Consider the following 24,494-nt stretch of genomic DNA (forward strand, 5'->3'; position numbering starts at 1 on the left):
AAATTCGGCGGAGCAGGGAGCAGGTCGGTCGTCGCTCAGCTCTGGTCGAGCAGGGTCAGGAGTTCTTCGTTGTAGAAGTCGTCGATGGAGATCGCCCCGGACAGCGTGGAGAAGTACCGGTCGATGTGCTCCTGGTGGCCGACGAGCTTGCGCAGCATCTCCGTGCGCCCCTCGGGCTTGAGTTCGGCCACGTTGAGGGCGCCCTGGTACTGGCTGTGCGCCTCGTTGCCCAGGCCGTTCTCGTAGCGGCGCAGGGCGGACCGGAGCGCGGCGTCCTCGTGGAGCCGCTCCCCGACGAGGTCGGTGAGCGACTGGGCCTGGACGAAGGCCTCGGTGATGCCGCGGGCGGTGATGGAGTCCTTGTGGTTGACCGCGTCGCCGACCAGGACCCATCCGGGCCCGTAGGCCTTGCGGAAGAAGTTCTCCTGGTGCCCCGTGCCGTACATCTGCTCGACGCGGCTGCCCTCCCGCATCCGCTCGTACAGGTCGGGGGCGGTGGTGCGGGCGGCTTCGAGGTAGGCGGGCTCGACGTCCCTGCGGACCGTGTTGTAGTCGGCCTGCGGGAAGTAGGTCATGATCAGCTTGAGGTCGTCGTTGGTGGGGACGGCGGCGACCCACCGCCCCGGCCGCTCGTACAGCTCGAAGCTGGAGGGGACCCCGGCCCAGTAGCTGTAGTAGACGCAGGTGGCCCGGGGGTGCTCGATGACGTAGGGCGCCCCGGCCTTGCGGGCCACCAGCGACCGCATGCCGTCCGCGCCGACGACCAGGCGCGCCCGGTCGGTGGCCTCGGCGCCGCCGGGCGTGGTGTACCGCACGCCGACGACCCGGTCGTCCTCCCAGAGCAGGTCGTTGACCGCGCAGCCCTCGCGGAACTCCACGCCGGCCGCCACGGCGCCCTCCGCGAGGATCGGGTCGAGCACGTAGCGCCGGGGGGCGTACGTGGTCGTCAGGCCGTCCATCGGCAGGGAGAAGCCGTCGATGCGGACGCCGGGGCCCTCGTAGCGCTCGTGGGTGATCGGCTGGCAGCCCGTGTCGCGGATCCGCTCCAGCAGGCCCCACCGGTTGAGCAGGGCCACGCCCTGCATGTGGATGTAGTGCGAGGACAGCGTGTCCTGCGGGAAGCGGGCCTTCTCCAGGAGCAGGACGCGGTAGCCCCGCTGCGCGAAGAGCATGGCGGTCGGCGAGCCGGCGCAGCGGGCGCCGATGACGATGACGTCGTAGTCGGACACGGCGTCCCCCCTCACCGGTTGGATTCGATGTAGGCGGAGATCGACGCGATCGTCGGGTTGAGGAACATCTGGTCCATCGGGACCTCGACGCCCAGTTCCTCGATGTAGGCGCCCTGGATCTTGGTCATGATCAGGGACTGGCCGCCGAGGGCGAAGAAGTCGTCGTCGGCCGCTATGTCGTCGCGCTCGAACTCACGGCACCAGATGGCGCGCACACCGTCGGCAATCATCACAGTCCTCTCGCTTGGGCATCGACGAGCGCCGCGCGGTCCACTTTTCCGTGCGGGCTGAGCGGGATCCGCGGGACGTTGGTGAACCGGGCCGGCACCATGTTCCGCGGCAGGTCCTCCAGGAGGCGGGCGCGCAGGTCGTCCTCGGCGAGGTCGCCTCCGGCCGGGACGACGAACGCGGACAGCTCGGCCTCGCCGGAGCCGGTGTAGGTGACCGCGACGGCGGCCTCCCGGACCCCGGCCAGCCGGCCGAGGGCGCGCTCGACGTCGGAGGGGTCGATGCGCATGCCCCGCACCTTCACCTGCGCGTCGATCCGGCCGAGGACGACCAGCTCCCCGTCCGCGTCCACGTAGCCGCGGTCGCCCGTGCGGTACGCCCGGCGCGGCACCCCGTAGACCTCGATCGTGGTGAACCTCGCGTTCTCGGGACCGCTGCCGCCCAGGTAGCCGGCGCCGACGCCGGCGCCGGAGATGCAGATCTCGCCCTGCTCCCCCGCCGCGACGCCGCGCAGCTCCTCGTCGAGGAGGTGGATGTCGGTGTTGTGGGCCGGCCGGCCGACCGGGGCGACCTCGTGGGCGCCGGGCCGGTACCCGGCGAGGTCGTAGGAGGTCGCGACGTCCGTGCACTCGGCGACGCCGTACTGGTGGAGGAGGGTGCAGGTGTTGCCCTCGCGCCGTGCCCAGTCCGTCAGCCGTTCGGCCTTGAGGGGCTCGCCGCCGAAGAGCACGTAGTCGAGCCGGGTCAGTGCGTCGCCGCCGCGCGCGGTCTCCCAGTCGACCAGCAGGTACAGGGTGCTGGAGGCGCAGTGCACGGTGCGGATGTCGTGCTCGTTCAGGGTGCGGTAGGCCAGCATGGGGTCGAAGTTCCGGCTGGCCATGAGGTGCTGGGTGGCGCCGCAGAACAGCGGTGTCATCAGGGCGCGCTGCGAGAGGTCGAACCCGAAGGCGCTGACGACCAGGTTGTGCGAGCCCCGGTGCAGGCCGTACTCGATCCTCAGCCAGTTCATCAGGTTGAACCAGCCCCCGTGGCGGACGGCGGTCAGCTTCGGGGTGCCGGTCGATCCGGAGGTGAAGACCGCGTAGCACAGGTCATCGCCGGTGACCTCGACGCCGGGGGCGGTGTCCGGGAGGGCCGCCAGCCGGTCGGACAGCTCCTCGAAGCCGGCGACCTCGACGGGCGCCTGCCCGATCAGCCCGGCCGTGGCCGGGGAGGCGACGATCAGGGCCAGGTCGGGGACCTGGTCCAGCAGCAGCCGGAGCCTGGCCGGCGGGTAGGCCGGGTCGAACGGCACGTAGGCCGCGCCCGCCTTGAGCGTGCCGAGGATCGCGACGAGCAGGTCGGCCGAGTAGTCGAGGCAGAGGCCGACCTTCGCGCCCCGGCCGGTCCCCCGCGCGGCGAGGAAGTGCGCGAACCGGTTCGCCCGGGCGTCCAGCTCCGCGTACGTCACCTGCCGGCCGGCGCAGGAGACGGCGACGGCGTCGGGGGTGGCCCGGACGTGCGCCTCGAACTGTCGGTGGACGACGGGCGCCGAGGGCAGGGCGACCCGCTTTCCCTGAAGGATCATCAACTGGCTCCGGTGTGAGAGGTGTCCGGCGGGGCGGGCCGCCGGCGCACCACGGGGAACGGGACCGGCCCGCCCCGCGGCGGCGCGGCGCCGGGCGGGCTTCCGGTGCTGGGCGGTCTTCCGGTGCTAGGCGGTCTTCCGGTCGGCGGTCTCGATCAGCCGGGTCACCCACTGGTCCACGGGCAGGCCGTGGGCGGCCGCCGTCTTCGAGAGGTGTTCCAGCTGGTCGGCAGAGAGCTCGATCGTGAGCGTCGTGACCTGGCGGCGCTTGGCCGCGGAGTCGGCCAGCCGGGACACCCCGGGCTCCGCGCCGTCCCCGGCCGCCGGGAGGGGCGCCGTGTCGTTCTGGACGGCGAGGGCGGCGCGGACCGCCCTGCGGAGTTCGTTGCGCGACCACTTCTGCTGCTCGGCCTTGCGCAGCCAGTAGTCCTGCTCCGGCGGGGCCAGGCGGGCCACCTCGGCGTGGTGGGCGAAGCTGAGGGCGTCGCGCCTGCGGTGGTGGTCGAACCGCCGCGCCACCCAGGCGTAGTTGCGCAGGGTCTGGTAGTCGAGGCCGGTGCGCTCGATGGCCTCCTTGTAGCGGCGCCACCCGTAGGCGGCCTCGCCGAAGCGGAGCCAGTCGGCGAGCCACCAGGCAGAGGAGTTGCCGAGCTCGCGCAGGTTGGTGCCGATCTGCTCCCAGGAGCGCTCCGGCAGGTTCGGCGGGAGGATCATCCCCGTCTTGCGCACCTCGGCCTGTGGTCCCGCGAAGGACAGGACCACGTCCCCGTGCGCGGGCCCGCCGCCGTTGCCGACCGGCCGGGCCCGGAGGCCGCCCGCGGTTCTCGCAGCGCCGCTCACCATCTTCATCCCCCAACATCAGATTGTCTGCCTGGGCGCCAGCCGGCCGCCCGCCCGGATGTCCGGGCCGGCGGTCGCTGTCGCTGCGCTGCGCCCGGCCCGCCCGTGTGCGCGGGCGGCGGCGGGACGCAGGTGTGCGGGGCCCGTGGGCGGGCGGCTCGCGTCCGGCGTCAGTCGGCCGCCATGGCCTCGCGCAGGCTCCTGGGGCGCAGGTCGGTCCAGTTCCGCTCGACGTACTCCAGGCATGCGGCCCGGTCCGCCTCGCCGAAGACCACCCGCCAGCCCGCGGGCACCTCGGCGAACACCGGCCACAGGGAGTGCTGGTCCTCGTCGTTGACCAGGACGTGGAAGCGGCCGTCCCCGTCGTCGAAGGGGTTCGTGCTCACGTGACACTTCCTTAACTGTCATGGGATGACTCGGGAAGGGGAATCGCCGGGCCGGGTGGGGGAAGCGGGCGCGGGGCGCCGGTCGGCGTCGCGACAGGGCGTCCGGCGCTCCGGTTCGAGCGGTGGTGCGGTGTCCCGGCCTTGCGGGCCGGATCGCGGGGACCGTTCGGGCTGGGCTGCCCGCGTTGCCGGTCCGGCTCGGCGCCCACTGTATCCACGGCCCTTTTGAGACACGGTCGAGTTCCGCTCGGGAGGACGGGCCGGGGCGGTCGCGGCGCGCCCCGCGCCGCGACCGCCTGAGGATCGTTGGAGAGCCGCCACACCTGCGGCACAGGCCACCTGATGCGCGCACACCGCCGGCCGGGCGCGGCCCTATGGTGCGAGGGTGCGCGGCCCGATCCGAGGGAGAGAGATGGACAGCACACGTCCTGCCTTGCGCTTGTTCGTCCTGCACCACGCGGGCGGCTCCCACCTGCCCTACCGCCACTGGCCCGCCGGACTGCCGGACACCTGGGACGTGCGGCTGCTCGACGCCCCGGGCCACGGCTTCCTCCTCGACCTGCCGCCGCTCACGGACGCGGGCCGCCTCGCCGACTTCCTGCTGGGCGGGATCGAGGCCGAACTCACCGTCCCCTATGCCCTTTTCGGCCACAGCATGGGCGCCCTCGTCGCCTACGAGATGACCCGGCGGGCGGCCGGCCGGGGACTGCCGCTGCCCGTGTGGGTCGGTGTCTCCGCGCGCACGGCGCCGCAGCCGGCGGGGCCGGACCGGCCGTACCACGAGCTGCCCGACGCCGAGTTGCGGACCCGTCTGGACCTGCTCGGCGGCACGCCCGACGGGATCTTCGACGACCCCGAGCTGTGGTCCGTGTTCGAGCCGGTCATCCGGGCCGACCTGCGCCTGGTGGAGGAGTGGCGCCCGGCTCCCGGGGCCGGTCCGCTGCCGGTGGCGCTGTCGGCCTACGCGGGCGCCGGGGACGCGCACGCCTCGCCGGCGCGGATGGCCGGCTGGGCGGCGTACACCGAGCGCTTCCTGGGCCTGCGGGTGCTGGAGGGCGGCCACTTCTACTTCCAGGACGATCCCGGGCCGCTGCTGCGGCAGATCGAACGGGACGCGACGGCGGCGCTCGACGCGGCGGGCGTGGCGCGCTCCTCCTGACCCTTGCGTTGCCGGCCCGTGCGAGGAGAAGACATGCAGTTCCGCATTCTCGGTCTGGTGGAGGTCCGCGACGAACAGGCCGGCCTGCACCTGCTGCCCACGGGCGCGAAGCAGCGCGCGCTGCTGGGGGCCCTGGTGGTGAAGGCCGGGCACCACGTCTCCGTGCAGCAGCTCATCGACGAACTGTGGGGCGAGCGGCCGCCCGCCAACGCGGCGAACGCGCTCCAGGTGCAGGTGGCCCGGCTGCGCCGGCTGCTGTCCGGGCCGGAGGAGGGCCGGGACGCGCGGCGGCGGGAGCGGCCGCCGTGGATCACGACCACCTCGTGCGGGTACACCCTGCGGATCGCCCCCGCCGAGACGGACGCCGCCTGCTTCCAGCAGCTCACCGACACCGCCCGGCGGATCCTGCACGAGGACCCGGGGCGGGCCGGCGAGCTGCTGCGCCGGGCGCTGTCGCTGTGGCGCGGTCCGGCCCTGGAGGGCAGCGTGCTCGGCGACATCTGCGCGGGCCGGGCCGCCCAGCTGGAGGAGCACCGGCTGACCGCGCTGGAGATGATGTACGACGCGTACCTGCGCACCGGGCGCCACGGCGAGATCACCGGCGAGCTGATGGTGCTCACCACCGACAACCCCTTGCGGGAGAGGTTCTACGACCTGCTGATGGTCGCCTTCTACCGCTGCGGCCGGCAGGCGGAGGCGCTCCGCGTGTACGAACGTGCGCGCCGCCGCATGGTGCACGAGCTCGGTGTCGAGCCGGGCCCCGTCCTGCGCGGCCTGATGCAGGCGATCCTCCACCACGACCCGGCCCTCGCCGTGTCGGCGGGCGCCCTCCCGGCCGGACCGTCCCCGGCGGGGACGGCGCCCGCCGGGGCGGACGCGGCGGGCGGGGACGCGGTGCTCCCGCTCTTCGAGGAGATCGCCCGCCTCCAGCACCGCATCGAGCAGCTCCAGCAGGAGCAGGAGCGGCTCCTGTGCCGTTTCGACGAGTTGACCGGTGCGGCCGCGCGCACGGCCTGATCCGGAAGGGACGGCCTAGGAGCAGTACTCGGCGTTGACGATGGGGAGGATGGTCTCCGCACCCCAGTTGGCGTTGTAGTTGAACGTCAGCTGGTGGCGGGCGTCCTCGGTGAAGGCGGACAGGGAGATCCAGCCCAGGGCGCCGCCGTCGTGGTACCAGAGGACGGTGCCGCAGCCGAGGGTGAGCCGTTCGATGCCGAGTCCGTAGGAGGCGCCCGGGAAGTCCGGGTTGTCGACGGTCGTCTTCATCTCGGCCAGCTGCCGCGGCGGCAGCAGGCGACCGCGCATGAGGGCCTCGTAGAACCGGTTCAGGTCGCCCGCGCTGGAGATCATGTCGCCGTTGCCCCAGCTCTGCGACGGGTTGGTCTCGGTGACGTCGTCGATCCGGTCGGGCTGGGCGGCGAAGAGCCGGGAGTAGCCGCGGGCGCTCGGCTGGGGCAGGAGGGCGCTCGTGCCGGGGTTGGACGTGGCCTTGAGCCCCAGCGGCTCGATGATGCGCCTGTGCACCTCCTCCGCGTACGGCCGGCCGGCGGCCTTCTCCAGGACCATGGCGGCCAGGACGTCGTTGGTGTTGGAGTACCAGTGCCTGGCGCCGGGGCGGAAGGGCGGCTCGTGGGAGAGGGCCACCTTCACGCGCTGCTCGGGCGTCAGGGTGTCGTACCGGTGCCGGAGGTAGCCGTCTCCCGCCAGGTAGGTCTCGGCGTACTGCGGGTCGGCGAGGAAGTCGAAGAGGCCGCTGGTGTGGTTGAGGAGCTGGCGCACGGTGATCGCGCGGCCGTCGTTGCCGTTGCCCGTCACCAGGCCGGGCAGGTAGCGGTCCACCGTGTCGTCGAGGCCGAGCTTCCCCTCCGCCTCCATCTGGAGCAGGGCCGTCGCCACGAAGGTGTTGGTCATGCCGCCGATGCGGAACCGGTCGTTCTTGCCGCGCGGCGCCCCCGTCGTCCGGTCGCCCACGCCGGCGGCCGTCTTCCACACGCCGCCGCCGTCCCGCCCTTCGGCGGCGACGCCGGGCACCCCGGCGGCGACCGCCGCTTCGATCGCGCGCTGCGTCGCCTGGTGGCCGGCCGCCGGGGGTGCCTCCCACGCCGCCCGGGCGGGTCCCGTGAAGGCGGTGGCCATGAGTGCGGCCGCCGCGACTGCGACCACGCCGGCTCTGGGTCTCTTCCGCATCGTCATACCCCTCTCCGGAAATTCATCTGGTCGGAAAAATACCTGCCCACAGGTTCTTTTCGGCCTTGGCGGCCGAATTCCCAGGCATGGGCGGGCGGAAATCGATCCGCACAGGAGAAAGGGCCGTCCCGTCGACGGGACAGCCCTGGGGCGCCGCGTGGCGCGCGGCCGTTCGAACGCTGCTCCGGCAGCCCTCCAGCCCGCCCCGCAACAGTTCTCGCCGGTTGTGTACGCCCCTTCTCCTGGAGGCACGATGGCACGTCAGGCCGGTCACACCGCGGCGGCGCAGGGCAGCCCGGCGACCGCTCCCCCACAACCCCCGTCGTGGCAGCCGCAGACCGCGGGGGCCGCGCCGCGCAGGGGCCAAGTGCTGACGACCAAGGTGGGCCTGCAGATGCCGGCCGGGATGGCCTACGACGAGTGGGAGCGCGCCGGGCACCAGCTCGTCGGCGTGCTCGACTCGTCCTGCTGGTGGCTGGGCGACTGGCTCAAGTACGGCAAGGACCACTACACCGACCGGTACCAGCGCGGGATCCGCGCCGCCGGCCTCTCGTACCAGACGCTGCGCAACTACGCGTGGGTGTCGAGACGCTTCGACCTCGGCCGGCGCCGGGCCTCCCTCAGCTTCCAGCACCACGCCGAGCTGGCGTCCATGCCGGTCGGGGAGCAGGACCTCTGGCTGGACCGGGCCGAGCAGCGGCAGTGGAGCACCAAGCAGCTGCGCGCGGCCCTGCGCGCCACGCGCCAGGGCGGTCAGCCGGAGCGCGCGCCCATCGAGCCGAGCCGCCGGCTGGAGGTCCCCGGCAGCCGCGTCCAGTGGTGGCACAAGGCCGCCGAGCAGCTGGGCGTGGACTTCGAGCAGTGGGTGATGACCACCCTGGACAGCGCGGCGGCGAGCGCCCTGGAGGACCTCGGCGGGCGGGAGGAGCGCAAGGAGGCGGTCAGCGCCTGAGGCCCGGGCGCGGGGTCACCGCCCGGGACCCGGGCGCGGGCCGGCGCCGCGTCAGGGCAGCCGCCCCATCAGTCCGGCGGTCTCGCGCCTGTACGTGCACGCGCTCTGTCCGAACGACTCGCGGACCCGCTCGCGCACCTCGTCGGGCTGCTCCTGACTGAGCTTGAACATGCCCTCGGCCCCGGTCACCGTGAACCGGAAGGCGCCCACGTCGGGCACGATCTTCCTGAAGTAGTCGAGGGACCCGGTCATGTCCCAGCCGTCGCCGAACGCCCCCTCGAAGGCGCGCACGGTGGACTGCACCACCTCCAGCGTCTCCTCGATCGAGTCGATCTTCTCCACGACGCCCCGGACGTGCACCGAGGTGAAGTTCCAGGTGGGAGCGGCCGGGCTCTTCGCGTACACCGTGGGCGACACGTAGGAGTGCGGTCCGGTGAACGTCAGCAGCAGGACGCCGCCCGTCTCCAGGGCCGCCCAGTGCGGGTTCGCCCGGTTCATGTGGCCGAGCAGCGTGGCCCCGGGCAGCTCGCCGGTCCACTCGCCGGAGGTCACGGGATCGAAGATGACCGGGAGGTGCGTGGCGAACGGACCGTCCTCGGGGCTGCCGTTGGCCACCGCGAGCGCCATCGGATTTCCGCGGATGAGGTCGACCATCCACGAACTGTCCGGTTCACGGTAAAAGCTGGGCACGAACACCCGGATTCCCCCTTTCGGCAATTGCCTCCTGAAATCTCCGCCGACCATACCGGCGTCCCGCCGACAGGACAACGATTCCGGATACAGCTCGCCCCGATAACCCTTCAAACGCTCTTCATGCAGTTTTCGAGTTGCCCCGGGGCCTCCCCCGGGCAACACTTCAGAACGGTCTCTCGGGCCACCGGCCGAGTTTTCCAGACGCAAGGGGGAGAATTTCCTATGGGCATAACGGGCAGGCGCGACCAAGAGATCTACGACGTCATCGGCATCGGGTTCGGCCCGTCGAACATGTCGCTCGCGATCGCCTTGCAGGAGCACGGGGCGGGCGTCCCGCTGCATCCGGTCAGGTCCCACTTCTTCGAGCGGCAGCCCACGTTCGGCTGGCACCGGAACATGCTGCTGCCGTCGACGACCATGCAGATCTCGTTCCTGAAGGACCTGGCGACCTTCCGGAACCCGATGTCGCGGTTCAGCTTCGTCTCGTACCTGCACGCCTCGAACCGGCTGGTGCAGTTCGTGAACAACCAGAGCTTCATCCCGACCCGGCAGGAATTCCACCAGTACCTCGAATGGGCGGCCGCCGGCCTGCGCGACCAGGTCACCTACGGCGCCGAGGTCACCTCGGTCCGCCCGGTGACCGGCGCCGGGTCCCGCACGCCGGACCTGCTGGAGGTCGAGGTGCGCACCGGGGACGGGGTCAGCGTGGTCACCGCGCGCAACGTGGTCGTCTCCACGGGGCTGGTGCCGCGCATGCCGGAGGGGGTGTCGGCCGGCGAGCGGGTGTGGCACAGCTCGGAGTTCCTGACCCGGTTCAACGCGCAGGACCCGGCGGAGCTCAAGAGCGTGGCGGTGGTCGGCGCCGGGCAGAGCGCGGCCGAGGTCACCCGGTTCCTCTACGACACGCTGCCCCACGCCGAGGTCTCCGCGGTGATCCCGTCGTACGGCTACTCCGTGGCCGACGACACCCCCTTCGCCAACCAGGTGTTCGACCCCGACACGGTCGACGAGTACTACTTCGGCACCGAGGGGGCGCGGGACGCGTTCTGGCGCTACCACCGCAACACCAACTACTCGGTGGTCGACGCCGACGTCATCCGCTCCCTCTACCAGCGGTGGTACGACGAACAGGTGCGCGGGGTCCAGCGGCTGCGCTTCCGGAACCTGACCCGGGTCGACGGGGTCGAGGGCTCCGGGAGCGGGGCGCGGGTGGTCCTGCGCTCGCTGCTCGACGACAGCCGGGAGGAACTGGCCGTCGACGCACTGGTGTTCGCCAGCGGCTACGACGGCCTCGACCCCGCCCGCCTGCTCGGCGAGGACTTCGACCGGCACTTCCAGCGCGACGCGGTGGGCCGGCACCGGGTGGAGCGCGACTACCGGCTGGTCTCCACCTCGGGGCTGACCTGCGGGGTCTACCTCCAGGGCGGCACCGAGCACAGCCACGGCCTGACCTCGGCGCTGCTGTCGAACATCGCGATCCGCAGCGGCGAGATCGCCGACTCGATCGTGCTGCGGCGCACCGAGCGGGAGCTGGGGCGACGCGTGGAGGAGGCGCCCTCGGCGGCCTGAGACGGGTACGCCACGGGGCGGGCCCCGGCGCTGCGGCGGCAGCGCCGGGGCCCGCCCCGTGGCCGTCGGGGGCGGAACCCGTCAGCTCACGCGGCGCCGGCCGCGCCGGCCTCCATCGCCTCCCGCAGGCTCCGCGGCCGCAGGTCGCTCCAGTGCTCCTCCACGTACGCGAGGCAGTTCGCGCGGCTCTCCTCGCCGAACACGGCGCGCCAGCCGGCGGGAACCTCGGCGAACGCGGGCCACAGCGCATGCTGGAGTTCGTCGTTCACCACTACGTGGAAACGGCCCTCGGCATCGTCGAACGGGTTGCTGCTCATCGAACCACTCCAATTCAAGCCGTCCACGGCCCGCCGTCGGACGGAGGGCGGGCCGCGTCATCGGTCGGGGGACGGTGCGGATGGTGCCGGCAATTCCGCCAGGCCCGATCATGGCACCTTTCGGGAATCCCGTGGAGCCCCGGGATTCTTTTCCCCGACCACCCCGACCACCCCGACGTCCGAGGCTCCCGCCGCTTCCGCGGCCCGCTGTCCCGTCGACCGGACCTCAGCCCCTCAGGCCGACGGCCCGCAGCATGCGGTGGTCGGAGACGGCCGGGTCGAGCGGGAGGACCTCGGCCTCCCGCCGGGTGAGGTCCGGGTAGCCGAAGAACACGTAGTCGAGCTTCTTGTCGTTCCAGGTGGGGTGGTCGTCGGGGTCGGCCTCGGCGAAGCCGGCGGAGTAGAAGGGCTCGGTGGAGGCCGTGCCGGGCGAGTGGTTGAAGTCGCCCGCCAGGAGGACGGGGAGGCCCTGGTCCCGCCAGGCGCCGGCCTGCGCGGCGAGCCTGCGCGCCTCGGGGGCGCCGCGGGTGCCGTCGTCCCAGTAGAGGTGCACGGAGCAGGCCCAGTTGGTGAGGCCGTGCAGGGCGTTGCGCACGCAGGGCACCCGGATCGGCTCGGACTCGCCGCCGACGGTCAGGTCGAGGTCGGCCGTGGCGCTCACCGGCCCCCTCACCAGGACGGCGTTGCCGTAGGGGTGGCCGCCGCAGACCTGCGGGAGGCCGGAGAGGGTGGGGCCGTAGTGGCCCCGGAAGCCCTGCGGGGCGAGCCGGGCGAGGATCTCGTCGTACTGCGGCTCGCACACCTCCTGGAGGAAGAGCTGGTCGGCGTTCCAGCCGGCGGGGTCCGCCTGGGCCACGACGCTGTCGATGCGGCGGTCGTCGTCGTAGGGGGCGGCGGAGCACATGTTCCCGCAGATGTTGTAGGTGACGACGCGCAGCGGCGGCGCCCCGGCGGCCCGTGCGGGCGGCGCCGTGCAGGGGGCGGCGAGGAGGAGGGCGGCCGAGGCGGTGAGGGCGGCGTGCAGGGGGCGGGGCAGGCGGCAGCGCATGGCGGGGCTCCCGGTCGGGCTGGCGGGGTGCGGGCGGGGGCGGGGGGCAGGGCTGTCACCGGTCAGGTCCCCGGCACCGGCGCGCATACGCACCCCGGCGGGTGCGCGCCCCCGGCGCGGGGCCAACTGCCGTGCGCGGGGCGGGAACCGGCGCCGGAGCGGCTGTCGTGGTGGCGGGGGCGTCGGGTAGTTTTCCCCGGTAACCGATCTCGATCCCATTGGGGCTGACGTGGTGGAGCTGGACGGGAGCGGGGCCGTGCCGCTGGAGGCGGACGATCCGCGCCGGATCGGGGAGATCGCGCTGGCCGGGCGGCTCGGGGCCGGAGGCATGGGCCGGGTGTTCCTGGGGGTCTCGCAGGGCCGGTACGTCGCGGTCAAGCAGCTGCTGGCCTCCGTCGTCGGCGAGGACGAGGACTTCGTACGGCGGTTCGGGCACGAGCTGGACAACCTCGCCCGGCTGCCCGCCGGGGCCACCGCGCCGCTGCTCGCGAGCGACCGGACCGCGCGGCCCCCGTGGTTCGCCACCGCCTACGTGCCCGGGCTCACCCTGCGCGAGGCCCTCGAGGTGCACGGCGGCCCGCTGCCCGCGCGCTCACTGTGGCGGCTGCTGCGGGAGGCGGCCGCGGGCCTGGAGCCGGTGCACGCGCTGGACATGGTGCACCGGGACCTGAAGCCGACCAACGTCATGCTGACCCTCGACGGGCTCACCCTCATCGACTTCGGCGTCGCGCGGGCGGCCGAGCAGAGCCGGCTCACCCGGACCGGCATGGTCGTCGGCACACCCGCGTACATGGCGCCCGAACAGGCGTCGGGGGCGCGGGGCCTGAGCGGTGCCACCGACGTGTTCGCGCTGGGATCGGTCCTCGCGTACGCGGCCTGCGGGGAGCCGCCGTTCGGGGACGAGTCCGGGCACGGGGTGCTGTACCGCATCGTGCACGAGGAGCCCGGCCTGGAGCCGCTGCGGGAGCTGGACGCGGAGCTCGCCGAGGTGGTCGGGGCCTGCCTCGCCAAGGATCCGGAGGACCGGCCCGGGGCCGCCGAACTCCTCGAACTGGCCTCCCGGCACGTCCAGGACGAGGGCCCCCTGTGGCCGGAGGCCGTCACCGCACGGCTGTCGGAGCGGGCCGCCTTCGCGGCGCGGGTGCAGGAGCTCGACGTACCGACCCTTCCGCTCGGCGGAAAGGGTCCCGGGGAGCCGGAGCCGGAGCCGTCGGCGGGGACCGGCCGGGCCGAGCCGGCCGGGCGCGGCAGGCGCGCCCGGATCCTGCTGGCCGTCGTCCCCGTGGTCGTGGTCGCGAGCGGCACGACGCTCGCCGTCCAGCACCTGCCGTTCGCCTCCTCGCCGCCCGCCAAGGCGGAGGCGGGGGCCGCGCCCCGGGAGGGCGGGCCGGCCTCCTCCCCCGCGCCGGGCGGCCCCTCGGCCCCGGCGTCCGCGGGCGCGTCGGCGCCGGGCGCCTCCCCGTCGGGTACGGCCCCGCCGCTACCGCCGGCACCGGCCCCGGGCGGTGCGGTCCAGGGCGGGCAGGACCCCGGGAGCGCGGGACAGGGCGCGGCGGGCGCCCCCCAGGGCGGCGGCCCCGCGAGCACCCCCGGGACGGGAACGGCGCCCGGTACGGGCACCGGCCCGGGGAACGGCGCGGGCGGGGCGAACCCCTCCGGCGGGGGCGGGTCCACGACGGCCGCACCCCCGCCGCCCGCCTCCGGGGCGGGGCGCTACCGCAACGGGAACAACGGCGAGTGCGTCGTCCAGGTCTTCGGCTCCTCGGCCCCCGGCGACTGCGGGAGCGGGTCCGCCCGGTGGGCCGTGCGCGGCAGGCCGGACGGCAGCTTCAAGCTCGTCAACGAGCAGAGCGGCCAGTGCCTGTACTCCAACGGCCCCAACCAGGCCGTCTTCGTGGGCGACTGCGCCCAGGACATCGGCCGGCTGTGGCGCACGGGGGCGAACGGGACCCTCCGCGATTCCGCGGGCGCCTGCCTGGACCTGGGCTTCGGCGGCGGCCTGGTGACGTCCGCGTGCGACGGTGACGCCTCGCAGCGCTGGACGCGCCAGTCCTGAGCGGCACGCCGGCAGACCGGAGGGCGGCACTGGCCGGAACCTGCTGTCATGACCACGTAAGATGACGGCCGGTACCGACGGCCCCACCGGCGCTCCGCCCCGCCCCGGGAAGTGGATGCGCGGGGCACCGATCAGGCGTTCCCGTGCTTCTGATACCTATTCAAGCCATGAACATGATCACTCGCCGGCAGGCGCTGGGGCTCGGCTCCGGTGTGGCCGCAGCCATCGGACTGGCCGCCTGCTCGTCCAAGTCGACCCCCGCCCCGGCGGCCGGCGCCTCCGGCGCCTCGGGGGCACCGGGCCCCTCCGGAGCACCCTTCTCCCTGCCCACGGGCACCATCGACGAGACCTACGAGGGCCACCGCATCCAGATCACCGTGGGCCCCGGCGGCCACCACGGCATGGCGATGCCCGTCGTCAAGATCGACGGCAACGACCTGCACCTGATGCCCAACGCCGACGGCAGCTGGGTCACCGTCGTCAACCACTACGAGACGTTCCCGGACCCGATCTCGGCCGCCCGCGCCGCCGTCCGCGAACTCCAGGGCGCCGACCTCGTCCCGTTCGTCGCTAAGGAAGCCAAGCTGTGACCGTCCGCAAGAACCAGGCCACCCTCACGCCGGACGAGAAGCGCGCCTTCGTCAACGCGGTGCTCGAACTGAAGCGGACGGGCATCTACGACCGGTACGTCAACGCCCACAACTGGTACCTGCTGAACGACTCGGACTTCGGCGACCGGATAGGCCACCGCTCCCCGTCCTTCCTGCCCTGGCACCGCCGGTTCCTGCTGGACTTCGAGGCGGCGCTCCAGCGGATCGACCGGAACGTCTCGCTCCCCTACTGGGACTGGACCGTCGACCGCACGGCCAACTCCTCCCTGTGGGCCTCCGACTTCATGGGCGGCACCCGCCGGGGGCGCGACGGCCAGGTGCTCGACGGGCCCTTCGGCGCCCAGGGCGGCAAGTGGGTGCTGACGGTGGGCGTGGACCGCCGCACCTACCTGCGGCGCGGCCTCGGCTCCGGGACCCCGCAGCTGCCGACGCGGGCCGACGTGGACTCCGTGATCGCCATGCCGGTGTACGACGCCGCCCCCTGGAACAGCGCCTCCAGCGGGTTCCGCAACGCCCTGGAGGGCTGGCGGGGCGTCAACCTGCACAACCGGGTGCACGTCTGGGTCGGCGGCCAGATGACCTCCGCCGCCTCCCCCAACGACCCGGTGTTCTGGCTGCACCACGCCTTCATCGACAAGCTGTGGGCCGAGTGGCAGGCGAAGAACCCGAAGTCGGGCTACCTGCCGGCCACCCGGACGGCGAACGTGGTGGACCTGCGGTCCGTCCTGAGCCCGTGGAACAACGTGACCCCGGCCGACATGCTCGACCACCACAAGTTCTACACGTTCGACACCGAGGCGGGCGGCCAGCAGCGCTACTAGGCCGTCTCTTGCGGATCTCGCCTGACCCGCGGGCTACCGGCCGGTGCGCAGGACGGTGCCGCGGCGTTCGAACTCCAGCAGCGCCTCCACCCCGGAGGCGGCCTCGGCACCGAGTTCGCGTTCCAGGAGCCACAGGGCCGCGTCGATGCCGGAGCTGACGCCGCCCGCGCAGACCAGGTCGCCGTCGTCGACGACGCGTGCGTCGCGGACGTCGTGGCCCAGGTCGCGCAGGTCCTGCTTGGCCCGGACGTGGGTGGTGCAGGGGCGGCCGTCGAGCAGCCCGGCCGCGTGCAGGATGAAGACGCCGGTGCACACGCCGACGACGGTGAGGCCGGGCCGTGCGGCCCGGCGCAGCGCCTGCGGGAGGGTGCCCTTGCCGATCTCCGCCCAGACGCCGGCGCCGTCGCGCTTGCGGTAGCCGCCGCCGAGCACGACGACCGCGTCGGCGGAGGAGGGGTCCCAGTGGCCCGGTACGTCGACGACGGTGCCGAAGGAGGCGCGGACGCGGCCCGGGCGGCCGGTGGTGACCAGGGTGGGCTCCACCGGCCGGCCCAGGGCGGCCGCGAGGGCGAACACCTCCAGGGGGCCGAACAGGTCGAGTTCCTCGACGCCGTCGAAGGCGACGAGGTGGACGCGCAGGGGCTTGGCGGCGGAAGCAGGGGCCCCGGGCGCCGCGGCGGGCGCCGGATTCCCGGCCGCCGCCGCGGGGGCCGCGCCGGCCCAGCTGGCCGCGAGGGCCGCGCCGCCGGTCAGGGTGGTCGCGATCAGGTGCCGTCGGTCGAAGTCGCTCATGGGCAGGTGGTCGTACGGCGGAGCCGGGGAGTTCCCGGCCGTCCTCGGTCAGCCGGTGCGGCGGTGGTCGGCGAGCACCTCGGCCACGGTGCGGTGCGCGACGGCGGCGAGGACCGGGTTGGTCCCGCGGTAGTAGTGCTCGGCGGTGAGACCGAAGCAGAGCGCCCAGCCGCGGCCGCGGGCCCAGGTGGCGTCGTCCGCCCCGGACGCCTCGCGGAACGGCGCGCGGGTCGCGGCCGTCAGGAGGGTCCAGGCGGCCATGGTGTCGCAGGCCGGGTCCCCGGCGCCCACCCCGCCGAAGTCGATGACGGCCCGCAGCCGTCCGCCCCGGGCCAGCAGGTTGCCCGGCAGGAGGTCGCCGTGGAGCCAGACGGGGGCGCCTTCCCACTGCGGCAGCCGGAGGGTCTCCTCCCATACGGCGGTCGCGGCGGTCGCGTCGTGCGTCCCGTCCGCGCCGAGGTCGCGGATGGCGGCGCGGACGCCCTCGTCGCGGGTGGCGACCGGTCCGCCGCGGAAGGACACCGGCGCTCCCGCGGCGTCGACGCCGCGCAGGGCCGCCACGAAACGGCCGAGTGCGAGGGCGGTCTCGTGCAGGTCGGCGACGGGTTCGGCGAAGAGGTCCTCGCCGTCGAGCCAGCGGTAGACCGACCACGGATGGGGGAAGCCCTCGCCGGCGACGCCCCGGCCCAGCGGCTCGGGGACGTCCAGCGGCAGGTGCGGCGCGAGGTGCGGCAGCCAGCGGTGCTCCTTGGCCACGTCGGCGGCGGCGCCCGGGATCCGGGGCAGGCGCACCACCAGGTCGTCGCCCAGGCGGTACATGGCGTTGTCCGTGCCGGCGGAGACCACCCCGGCGACGGGGAGGCGGGCCCACCGGGGGAACTGGGCGCGGATCAGCGCGGCGACGAGGGCCTCGTCGGTGTCGGCCTCGTCCTGGTGCATCTTCGTGCCGGCTGCCACGGGGCTCCTCGGGGCGGTGCGGGGTGCGGGCGGCCCGGAGCCTATGCGGCGCCGGGGTGCGGGGGCGAGGGGTTTTCGGCGGCGCCCGGGACCGGACGCCGCGGCCCGTACGCCGGGGGTCGGATCCCCGGCGTACGGGCGCGGTCGCGGTGCGGGCGGTGCTCAGGCGGAGTGGTCGTGCTGGGCCTCGCGGGCGTGGGCGGGGTGCGGGGCCGGGCCGCCCTGCGCGACCGGGACCGACGGGCGGCGGTTCAGCTTCTCGCCCTCGACGTCCATGTTCGGCAGCAGCCGGTCGAGCCAGCGAGGCAGCCACCAGGCGGACTTCCCGAGGAGGGCGAACAGGGCCGGGACCAGGGCCATGCGGACCACGAAGGCGTCGAGGAGGACGGCGGTGGCGAGGCTGAACCCGACCATCTTCACGAAGTCGTTCGTCTCCAGGATGAAGCCGGAGAAGACGCTGGTCATGATGATCGCCGCGGCGCTGACGACCCGTCCGCCGTAGCGGAACCCGGTGACGACGGCCTCGGTGGGCCGGGCTCCGTGGACGTACGCCTCCCGCATCCGGGTCACGAGGAAGACCTCGTAGTCCATCGCGAGGCCGAACACCACGCCGATCATGAAGATCGGGAGGGTGCTCATGACGGGTCCGGGCTGCTCGATGCCGAGGACGCCGGCGAGCCAGCCCCACTGGAAGACGGCCACGACCGCGCCCAGGGCGGCGGAGACCGAGAGCAGGAAGCCGAGGGCCGCCTTGAGCGGGACGAGCAGCGAGCGGAAGATCAGGACCAGGAGCAGGAAGGCGAGTCCGACGACCAGGCCCAGGTAGGGCAGCATCGCGTCGTCGAGGGTCCGGGAGAAGTCGATGAACAGGGCGGTCTGGCCGGTGACCAGGATCTCGGCGCCGGTGTCCGCCCCGATGGCGCCCGCCCTGGCGCGGATGGTGGTGACCAGTTCCTCGGTCCGGTGCTCGGTGGGGCCGGAGGCCGGGACCACGTTGAGGACGGCGGTGTCGCCGGCGGGGTTGGGCGTGGCGGGGGTCACCGTGGCGACGCCGTCGACCCGGGCGAGTTCCGTGCCGACGGCGGCGGCCGCGGCGGCCGCGTCCTTGGCCTGGACGGTGACGGTCAGCGGGCCGTTGAAGCCGGGCCCGAAGGACTCGGACAGCATGTCGTAGGCCTTGCGCTGGGTGGTGTCGAGCGCCATGGTGCCCTCGCCGGGCAGGCCGAGCCGGAGGCTCGCCGCGGGCACGGCGAGGGCGCCGAGGCCGAGGACGCCGACCGCGAGGACCAGCAGGGGGCGGCGTACGACGAACTGCGCCCAGCGGGTGCCGAGGTTGGGCTTCCGCCGCGCGGCGAGCCGGTCGGCCCTGCGCTGGAGGCGTGCGCTGAGCGGCTTGCCCTGGATGGCCCGCCGCTCCAGGCGGGGCATGACCTTGACGGGGGCGAAGCCGAGGAGCGCGGGGACGAGGGTGACCGCGATGAGCACGGCGATCGCGACGGTTCCGGCGGCGGTCAGGCCCATCTTGGTGAGCATGGGGACGTTGACGACGGCGAGGCCGGCGAGCGCGATGATGACGGTGAGGCCGGCGAAGACCACGGCCGAGCCGGCGGTGCCGACGGCGCGGCCGGCGGCGTCGGCGCGGTCGCGGCCCTCGGAGATCTCGGCGCGGTAGCGGGAGATGATGAACAGGGCGTAGTCGATGCCGACCGCGAGGCCGATCATCATGGCCAGCGTGCCGGTGGTGGCGGACAGGCCGAGGGTGCTGCCGAGGGCGGTGACGGCGGCGCTCCCGACGGCCACGCCGATGACGGCGGTGAGCAGGGGCATGCCGGCGGCGACCAGGGAGCCGAAGGTGAGCAGCAGGACCACGGCGGAGACGAGGATGCCGATGCCCTCGGCGCCGCCCATGGCGGCCTCGACCTTGACGGCGTCGCCGCCGGACTCGACGGTCAGGCCGTCGGCCCGGGACTTCTCCAGGACCGCGTCGAGTCCGTCGTGCGCCGCGTCGGTCAGCTTGAGGGCCGGGACCTTGTAGGCGGCCACGGCGTAGGCCGTGGTGCCGTCCTTGCTGACGGCGCCGGTCGTGAAGGGGTCCGAGGCCGAGACCACGTCGGGCGCCTTGGCGAGGGCGGCGACGAGGCGCTCCACCTTGGCCTTCTCGGCCGGGTCGGAGAGCGTGCGGCCGACGGGGGCGCGGACCACCACGCGGGCGGTGGCGCCGTCCGCGCTCGCGGCCGGGAACTTCTCCTTGAGCACGTCGAAGGCCCGCTGCGACTCCGTGCCCGGCATGGAGAAGGTGTCGGCGGGCGGGGGCGGGGCGGTGGAGGCGGCGAGGCCGACGGCGACCAGGACGGCGAGCCACAGCAGGGTCACCAGGCCCCGCCGCCGGAAGGCGAACCGGCCCGTCTTGTAGAGGAAGGTGGCCATGGCGAACAGACTCCCGTGGGTTCGGCGGGGAAGGAGACAGACGTCGGAAGAGCGGTCCCGTGCGGCGCGGGGGCCGTCGGGTGGCACCACTATGGCACACACATGGCACTTCAGGGAGCCACAAAGGCGCACCATTTGATGGCACAGCTGCGCCACATGGCGCCAAAGGGCCTCGAAACCGGGCAGATGTTTCCCGTGGTAGCCCCGAACTACGCGTAGAACAAGGCAGCTCCATACAGGCGCCACCGTGACACCACCACGGCTCCACCAGCTGCGGTGAGCGGACGGTGAGTGTGCGGTGAGCGGGCCGGGCGACCGTGGTTCCCGTCGCCGGACCACGGAGGTCCGGCCCGGTACGAGGAGCAGGTCATGGGCACGCTGAACGGCAGGACGGCACTGGTGACGGGCGGCTCCCGGGGCATCGGCCGGGCGGTGGCGCTGCGGCTGGCGGCCGAGGGCGCCCTGGTCGCCGTCCACTACGGCGGCAACGAGGAAGCGGCCCTGGAGACGGTGGCGCTGATCGAGGAGGCGGGCGGCCTCGCCTTCGCGGTGCGGGCCCGGTTCGGGGAGGAGGGGGCGGTGGACGCGCTGTTCGAGGGGCTGACCGCCGGGCTCGCGGGGTGCGGGCTGGACATCCTCGTCAACAACGCGGGCATCGGATCGGGCAGTTCGATCGGCCAGGTCACCGAGGAGGAGTTCGCCCGCCTGCTGGCGGTCAACGTCACCACCCCGTTCTTCGTGATCCAGCGCGCGCTGCCGCTGCTGAACGACGGCGGGCGCATCGTCAACATGGGCTCGACGGCCAGCCGCTTCGCGGTGACGAGCCAGATCGGGTACACCGTCACCAAGGCGGCCCTGGAGGCGATGGCCCCCTCGCTGGCCAACGAGCTCGGCCGGCGCGGCATCACGGTGAACACGGTCGCACCGGGCGCCGTCCGCACCGACATGACCGCCGGCTACACGGCCGTCCCCGAGGTGGTCGCCGCGCTGGAGGGGATCACCGCGCTCGGACGGCTCGGCGAGCCGGAGGACGTCGCCGACGTGGTCGGCTTCCTGGCGGGGCCGCAGGGGCGGTGGATGACCGGCCAGACCGTGGACGTCTCCGGGGGCACCTGGCTCGGCCCCCTCGGCTGACCACCCACCCCTCCGGGCGGGCCACCGGACGACCGGCTCCCGGTGATCGACTCCCGTGGATAATCACCGCCATGCGGTTCTCCATCCTCGGCGAGACTCTGGCCCTGCGCGACGACGGCACCGAGGTCCCCCTCGGCGGACCCGCCCGGCGCGCCCTGCTGACCCTGCTGCTGGCGCGCCCCCGGGAGGTGGTGGCGGCCGAACGGCTGGCCGACGAGATGGCCCCGGACGGCGCGATGTCGGCGCACGCGCTGCAGTCCCAGGTGTCCCGGCTGCGCGCGGCCCTCGGACCGGCCGTGATCGAGCGGGCCGGGGCCGGCTACCGGGCCGCCGTGGACCCCGAGGACGTGGACGCGGGCCGGTTCGAGCGGCTGGTCCGCGAGGGCCGCGCCGCGCTGGCCGGGGACGACCCCCGTCGAGCGGCCGAACTCCTGCGGGCGGCTCTGGAGTTGTGGCGCGGATCGGCGCTGGCCGACCTGGCGCACCTGGCGGAGGCCGACGCCGCCCGGGCCGTCGGCATACGGCTGGAGGAGCTCCGGCTCGGGGCGGTCGAGGACCGGATCGAGGCCGAGCTGCGGCTCGGCGGCCACCGGGACGCCGTGGCGGAGCTGCGGGAGCTGACCGGCCGCCATCCGCTGCGCGAGCGCCTCGCGGCCCTGCTGATCCGGGCCCTGTCCGCCGAGGGCGGCCAGGCCGAGGCGCTGGCCGTGTACGAGGAGACCCGCGGTCGGCTGGCCGACGAGCTCGGCAGCGACCCTTCCGCCGAACTGCTGTCGCTGCACCGTGAGTTGCTGGACTTCGACCCCTCCCCCGCGCAGGTCGGCCCGCCCGCCCAGCTGACCTCCTTCGTGGGCCGCGCCGATGAGGTCGCCGAGGTGGCCGGGATGCTGCGGGTGGCGCGGCTGGTGACGCTGGTGGGGCCGGGCGGGGTCGGCAAGACCCGGCTGTCGGTGGAGGTGGCGGGAGCCGCCGCGGACGACGTGTGCTTCGTGGAGCTGGCCCCGCTGCGCGACGGCGCCGGCCTGCCGCAGGCGGTACTGGCGGCGCTCGGGCTGCGCGGGAGCGGGCTGCGGCCCGACGGCGGGCAGGGCCCCTTCGAGCGGCTGGCGACGGCCCTGGCGGACCGGGTGCTGCTGCTGGTCCTGGACAACTGCGAGCACCTGGCCGGGGAGGCCGCCGCGCTGGCCGGGCGGCTGCTGGCGGTCTGCCCCCGGCTGCGGATCCTGGCCACCGGCCGGGAGCCGCTGGGCGTCATCGGGGAGCACCTGTGGCAGGTGCGGCCGCTGGAGGACGGGGCGGCCGTACGGCTGTTCACCGAGCGGGCCTCGGCGGTCCGGCGCGGCTTCACGGCCGCCCCCGGGCGGGTGGAGCGGATCTGCGCGGCCCTCGACAACCTGCCGCTGGCCATCGAGCTGGCGGCCGCCCGGCTGCGCACGATGGACGTGGAGGACCTGGCGGGCCGGCTCGACGACCGGCTCGGGGTGGCCTCCGCCCGGGCCAACCGCAGCGCCGACGAGCGGCACCGCACGCTGCGCGCGGTCGTCGCCTGGAGCTGGGACCTGCTGTCCGGGCAGGAGCAGCGGGCCGCGCGGCGGTTCAGCGTGTTCCCCGCGGGCGCGACCTCCCGGGCGGCGCTGGCGGTGTGCCGGGCCGACGGCGAGGAGCTGGGGCCCGAGGTGCTGGAGTCCCTGGTGGACAAGTCCCTGCTGGAGTTCGCGGGCGGTCGCCTGCGGATGCTGGAGACGATCCGCGCGTACGGCGCCGAGCGGCTGGAGGAGGCGGGCGAGACCGCGTCCGCGGGCCGTGCGCACACGCGGTACGTGCTGGAGCTGGCCCGCGCGGCCGATCCGCATCTGCGGGGGGCCGGGCAGCCGCAGTGGCTGGAGCGGATGGCGGCCGGGCAGGACGACCTCCTGGCCGCGCTGCGCCGGGCGGTCGGGGAGGGCCGCTGGGAGGCGGCCCTGGAACTCCTGGCGTCGGCCTCGGCGTACCTGTGGATCCGCGGGGTGGCGGGGTCGGTCGCGGCGCGGGCCGCCGCGGTGCTCGACGCCGTCGGGGACGCTCCCCCGGCGGGGCTGGGCGAGGAGTACGCGGCGTGCGTGCTGCTGGCCGCGGCCGGTCCCGGCGGGCCGGCGCCGTGGCGGCGCCACCGGGCGCGGGCCGGCCGCCTGCTGGCCGCCGCCTGGCCGCAGGACGGCGGGGCCGGCGGGCGGTATCCGGTGCTGCTGCTGCTGTGGATGATGCGCAACGCGGCGGAGGCCGATCCGCTGGAGGCGTTCGCCCTGGTGTCGGCGCAGCGCGACCGCCCCGATCCGTGGGTCCGGGCGGTGGCGGCGTACGTGGCCGGGTTCGGGCCCCTCGGGGCGGGCGACCCGGCCGGGGCCGAACGGGCCTTCGCCGAGGCCGCCGAGGGGTTCCGGGCGGCCGGCGACCGCTGGGGCGGCGCGCTGGTCCTGGACGTGCTCGCGGGGATGGCGGCGGGTCGCGGGGACCGGGCGGTGGCGGTGGCGCTGACCGACGAGGCGCTGGCGCTGACCGAGCGGCTCGGCGCCCTGGAGGACAGCGCCGACCTGCTGGTCAACCGGGGCGACCACGTCGTGGACGGGGACCCGGCGGCGGCCGGCGCCGACTACGCCCGGGCGGCGTCCCTCGCCCGCCGGGCCGGGGGTTCCGCGGCCCTGGCGGCGGCCCTGCGCGGGCTCGGCGACCTGGCCCTGCGGGACGGGGACCCGGCGGAGGCCGAACGCCTGTACGGGGAGGCCCTGGAGCGGATCGACCCGCACTGGGTCAAGAGCGCGGGGAGCCGGGTCCGGGCCCTCGTCGGACTGGGCCGGATCGCGCAGTCGCACGGGAACCGGGCGGGGGCCCGGGCCCGCTACGCGGAGGCCGCCGCGGCGGCGTCGGCCGTGGTCGGCGGTACCGGCCCGGAGGCACTGCGCCTGCTGGGCCTGCCGCAGGAGGTCGTCGACACGCTGGTCGCGCACACGGCCTGACGACCAGGCGGACACACCGCGCCGCGCCGATCGTGCCACCGCCGGCCCCCGCCCGGCCACCGGGCCCCGGACCGGCCCCGGGACCGCCCGCGCCCCTGCACGCGCGGCACCCACCCGGCGAAGCCCGGAAGCCCGCCGCAGCGGGGAAGGCCTCGCGGTCCGGGAAACGGCACCCGCCGGAATCCGGAGCGGAAGCCGAACCCACGGGGGCCGGCGGGGCGGCGGGGTGCCGTGGTGGCTGTCCCGCCGGCGGGACAGGCGGCGGGGTGGAGGGGTACGGGCATTGCCCGACCGAGGGCGGTCTTGCCATGCTCGAACGCGGCGGCGCCCGCTCCGCCGGCCACCGGCCGGGCGGGCGCGGGGGTTCGGGCGCGGCCCGCGGCCGGGGAGCCGCGACCGCCGTCCGGCGCCGGACCCGCCGCCACGGACGAACCGTGCGGGCCGGACGGACACCACCCGCCGGTCGCCTTCCGTTCCGCTCGGGTCCGCCCGGCTCTGCCACCGTCCAGACCAGTCCCGCCACCCAGG

At 74.5% G+C, this 24,494-nt stretch carries 21 protein-coding genes; 9 read left to right on the forward strand and 12 right to left on the reverse strand.

Features of this window, described 5'->3' with window-relative positions:
* Positions 1-35: 35 nt before the first annotated feature.
* From AB0469_RS34330 to AB0469_RS34350, 5 genes are all read right to left on the reverse strand, one after another.
* Positions 36-1,229, reverse strand: a complete 1,194-nt coding sequence (locus AB0469_RS34330; RefSeq protein ID WP_366455413.1) for an NAD(P)/FAD-dependent oxidoreductase — start codon at positions 1,227-1,229, stop codon at positions 36-38.
* Between the two features lie 11 nt (positions 1,230-1,240).
* Positions 1,241-1,459, reverse strand: a complete 219-nt coding sequence (locus tag AB0469_RS34335; protein ID WP_366455414.1) for a phosphopantetheine-binding protein — start codon at positions 1,457-1,459, stop codon at positions 1,241-1,243.
* Positions 1,459-3,024 (reverse strand): amino acid adenylation domain-containing protein, encoded by a 1,566-nt coding sequence (locus AB0469_RS34340; RefSeq protein ID WP_366455415.1) that lies wholly within the window; start codon positions 3,022-3,024, stop codon positions 1,459-1,461. The genes AB0469_RS34335 and AB0469_RS34340 overlap by 1 nt, the downstream gene beginning before the upstream one ends.
* Before the next feature lie 126 nt (positions 3,025-3,150).
* Positions 3,151-3,873 carry an LmbU family transcriptional regulator gene (locus tag AB0469_RS34345; protein ID WP_366455416.1) on the reverse strand — a complete coding sequence of 241 codons (723 nt, stop codon included), beginning with the start codon at positions 3,871-3,873 and terminating at the stop codon, positions 3,151-3,153.
* A 161-nt stretch (positions 3,874-4,034) separates the two neighbouring features.
* On the reverse strand, positions 4,035-4,250 hold the full coding sequence (locus AB0469_RS34350; RefSeq protein WP_045946089.1) for an MbtH family protein: 216 nt from the start codon (positions 4,248-4,250) through the stop codon (positions 4,035-4,037).
* 412 nt (positions 4,251-4,662) lie between these two features.
* Between AB0469_RS34350 and AB0469_RS34355 the strand changes: the two genes are divergently transcribed.
* On the forward strand, positions 4,663-5,409 hold the full coding sequence (locus AB0469_RS34355) for an alpha/beta fold hydrolase (RefSeq protein ID WP_366455417.1): 747 nt from the start codon (positions 4,663-4,665) through the stop codon (positions 5,407-5,409).
* A gap of 33 nt (positions 5,410-5,442) precedes the next feature.
* Positions 5,443-6,426, forward strand: a complete 984-nt coding sequence (locus AB0469_RS34360; RefSeq protein ID WP_366455418.1) for an AfsR/SARP family transcriptional regulator — start codon at positions 5,443-5,445, stop codon at positions 6,424-6,426.
* A gap of 15 nt (positions 6,427-6,441) precedes the next feature.
* On the opposite strand, the gene AB0469_RS34365 is transcribed toward AB0469_RS34360, so the two are convergent.
* The gene (locus tag AB0469_RS34365; RefSeq protein WP_366455419.1) at positions 6,442-7,596 is read right to left on the reverse strand and encodes a serine hydrolase domain-containing protein; all 1,155 of its coding nucleotides are present in this window, start codon (positions 7,594-7,596) and stop codon (positions 6,442-6,444) included.
* A gap of 253 nt (positions 7,597-7,849) precedes the next feature.
* Between AB0469_RS34365 and AB0469_RS34370 the strand changes: the two genes are divergently transcribed.
* Entirely contained in the window at positions 7,850-8,548 is a 699-nt protein-coding gene (locus tag AB0469_RS34370) for an LmbU family transcriptional regulator (RefSeq protein ID WP_366455420.1), read from the forward strand.
* 51 nt (positions 8,549-8,599) lie between these two features.
* On the opposite strand, the gene AB0469_RS34375 is transcribed toward AB0469_RS34370, so the two are convergent.
* Positions 8,600-9,292, reverse strand: a complete 693-nt coding sequence (locus AB0469_RS34375) for an FMN-binding negative transcriptional regulator (protein WP_366455421.1) — start codon at positions 9,290-9,292, stop codon at positions 8,600-8,602.
* 171 nt (positions 9,293-9,463) lie between these two features.
* On the opposite strand from AB0469_RS34375, the gene AB0469_RS34380 reads away from it, so the two are divergent.
* Complete coding sequence (locus AB0469_RS34380) at positions 9,464-10,810, forward strand: lysine N(6)-hydroxylase/L-ornithine N(5)-oxygenase family protein (protein WP_366455422.1); 1,347 nt, start codon at positions 9,464-9,466, stop codon at positions 10,808-10,810.
* Between the two features lie 86 nt (positions 10,811-10,896).
* Here AB0469_RS34380 and AB0469_RS34385 read toward each other — a convergent pair whose 3' ends face one another.
* Together AB0469_RS34385 and AB0469_RS34390 are read right to left on the reverse strand one after the other, a co-directional pair.
* Positions 10,897-11,127 carry an MbtH family protein gene (locus tag AB0469_RS34385; RefSeq protein WP_366455423.1) on the reverse strand — a complete coding sequence of 77 codons (231 nt, stop codon included), beginning with the start codon at positions 11,125-11,127 and terminating at the stop codon, positions 10,897-10,899.
* 226 nt (positions 11,128-11,353) lie between these two features.
* Complete coding sequence (locus AB0469_RS34390; protein ID WP_366455424.1) at positions 11,354-12,175, reverse strand: endonuclease/exonuclease/phosphatase family protein; 822 nt, start codon at positions 12,173-12,175, stop codon at positions 11,354-11,356.
* 229 nt (positions 12,176-12,404) lie between these two features.
* On the opposite strand from AB0469_RS34390, the gene AB0469_RS34395 reads away from it, so the two are divergent.
* From AB0469_RS34395 to AB0469_RS34405, 3 genes are all read left to right on the forward strand, one after another.
* The gene (locus AB0469_RS34395; protein ID WP_366455425.1) at positions 12,405-14,231 is read left to right on the forward strand and encodes a serine/threonine-protein kinase; all 1,827 of its coding nucleotides are present in this window, start codon (positions 12,405-12,407) and stop codon (positions 14,229-14,231) included.
* 167 nt (positions 14,232-14,398) lie between these two features.
* On the forward strand, positions 14,399-14,821 hold the full coding sequence (locus tag AB0469_RS34400) for a tyrosinase family oxidase copper chaperone (protein ID WP_366455426.1): 423 nt from the start codon (positions 14,399-14,401) through the stop codon (positions 14,819-14,821).
* Complete coding sequence (locus AB0469_RS34405; protein ID WP_366455428.1) at positions 14,818-15,663, forward strand: tyrosinase family protein; 846 nt, start codon at positions 14,818-14,820, stop codon at positions 15,661-15,663. The genes AB0469_RS34400 and AB0469_RS34405 overlap by 4 nt, the downstream gene beginning before the upstream one ends.
* 33 nt (positions 15,664-15,696) lie before the next feature.
* On the opposite strand, the gene AB0469_RS34410 is transcribed toward AB0469_RS34405, so the two are convergent.
* The 3 genes from AB0469_RS34410 to AB0469_RS34420 form a co-directional block, all read right to left on the reverse strand.
* On the reverse strand, positions 15,697-16,455 hold the full coding sequence (locus AB0469_RS34410; RefSeq protein ID WP_366455429.1) for a DJ-1/PfpI family protein: 759 nt from the start codon (positions 16,453-16,455) through the stop codon (positions 15,697-15,699).
* A gap of 48 nt (positions 16,456-16,503) precedes the next feature.
* Positions 16,504-17,394: an aminoglycoside phosphotransferase family protein gene (locus AB0469_RS34415; protein WP_366455455.1), complete on the reverse strand. Its 891-nt coding sequence runs from the start codon at positions 17,392-17,394 to the stop codon at positions 16,504-16,506.
* A gap of 180 nt (positions 17,395-17,574) precedes the next feature.
* The gene (locus AB0469_RS34420) at positions 17,575-19,839 is read right to left on the reverse strand and encodes an MMPL family transporter (protein WP_366455430.1); all 2,265 of its coding nucleotides are present in this window, start codon (positions 19,837-19,839) and stop codon (positions 17,575-17,577) included.
* Positions 19,840-20,208: 369 nt separating this feature from the next.
* On the opposite strand from AB0469_RS34420, the gene AB0469_RS34425 reads away from it, so the two are divergent.
* Together AB0469_RS34425 and AB0469_RS34430 are read left to right on the forward strand one after the other, a co-directional pair.
* On the forward strand, positions 20,209-20,973 hold the full coding sequence (locus tag AB0469_RS34425; RefSeq protein ID WP_366455431.1) for an SDR family oxidoreductase: 765 nt from the start codon (positions 20,209-20,211) through the stop codon (positions 20,971-20,973).
* Between the two features lie 71 nt (positions 20,974-21,044).
* A complete protein-coding gene (locus tag AB0469_RS34430; RefSeq protein WP_366455432.1) occupies positions 21,045-23,966 on the forward strand; it encodes a BTAD domain-containing putative transcriptional regulator in 2,922 nt (973 codons plus the stop codon).
* Positions 23,967-24,494 lie beyond the last annotated feature (528 nt).

This window comes from Streptomyces sp. NPDC093801 (assembly GCF_040701585.1).
In the GTDB taxonomy this organism is placed as follows: Bacteria; Actinomycetota; Actinomycetes; order Streptomycetales; family Streptomycetaceae; genus Streptomyces.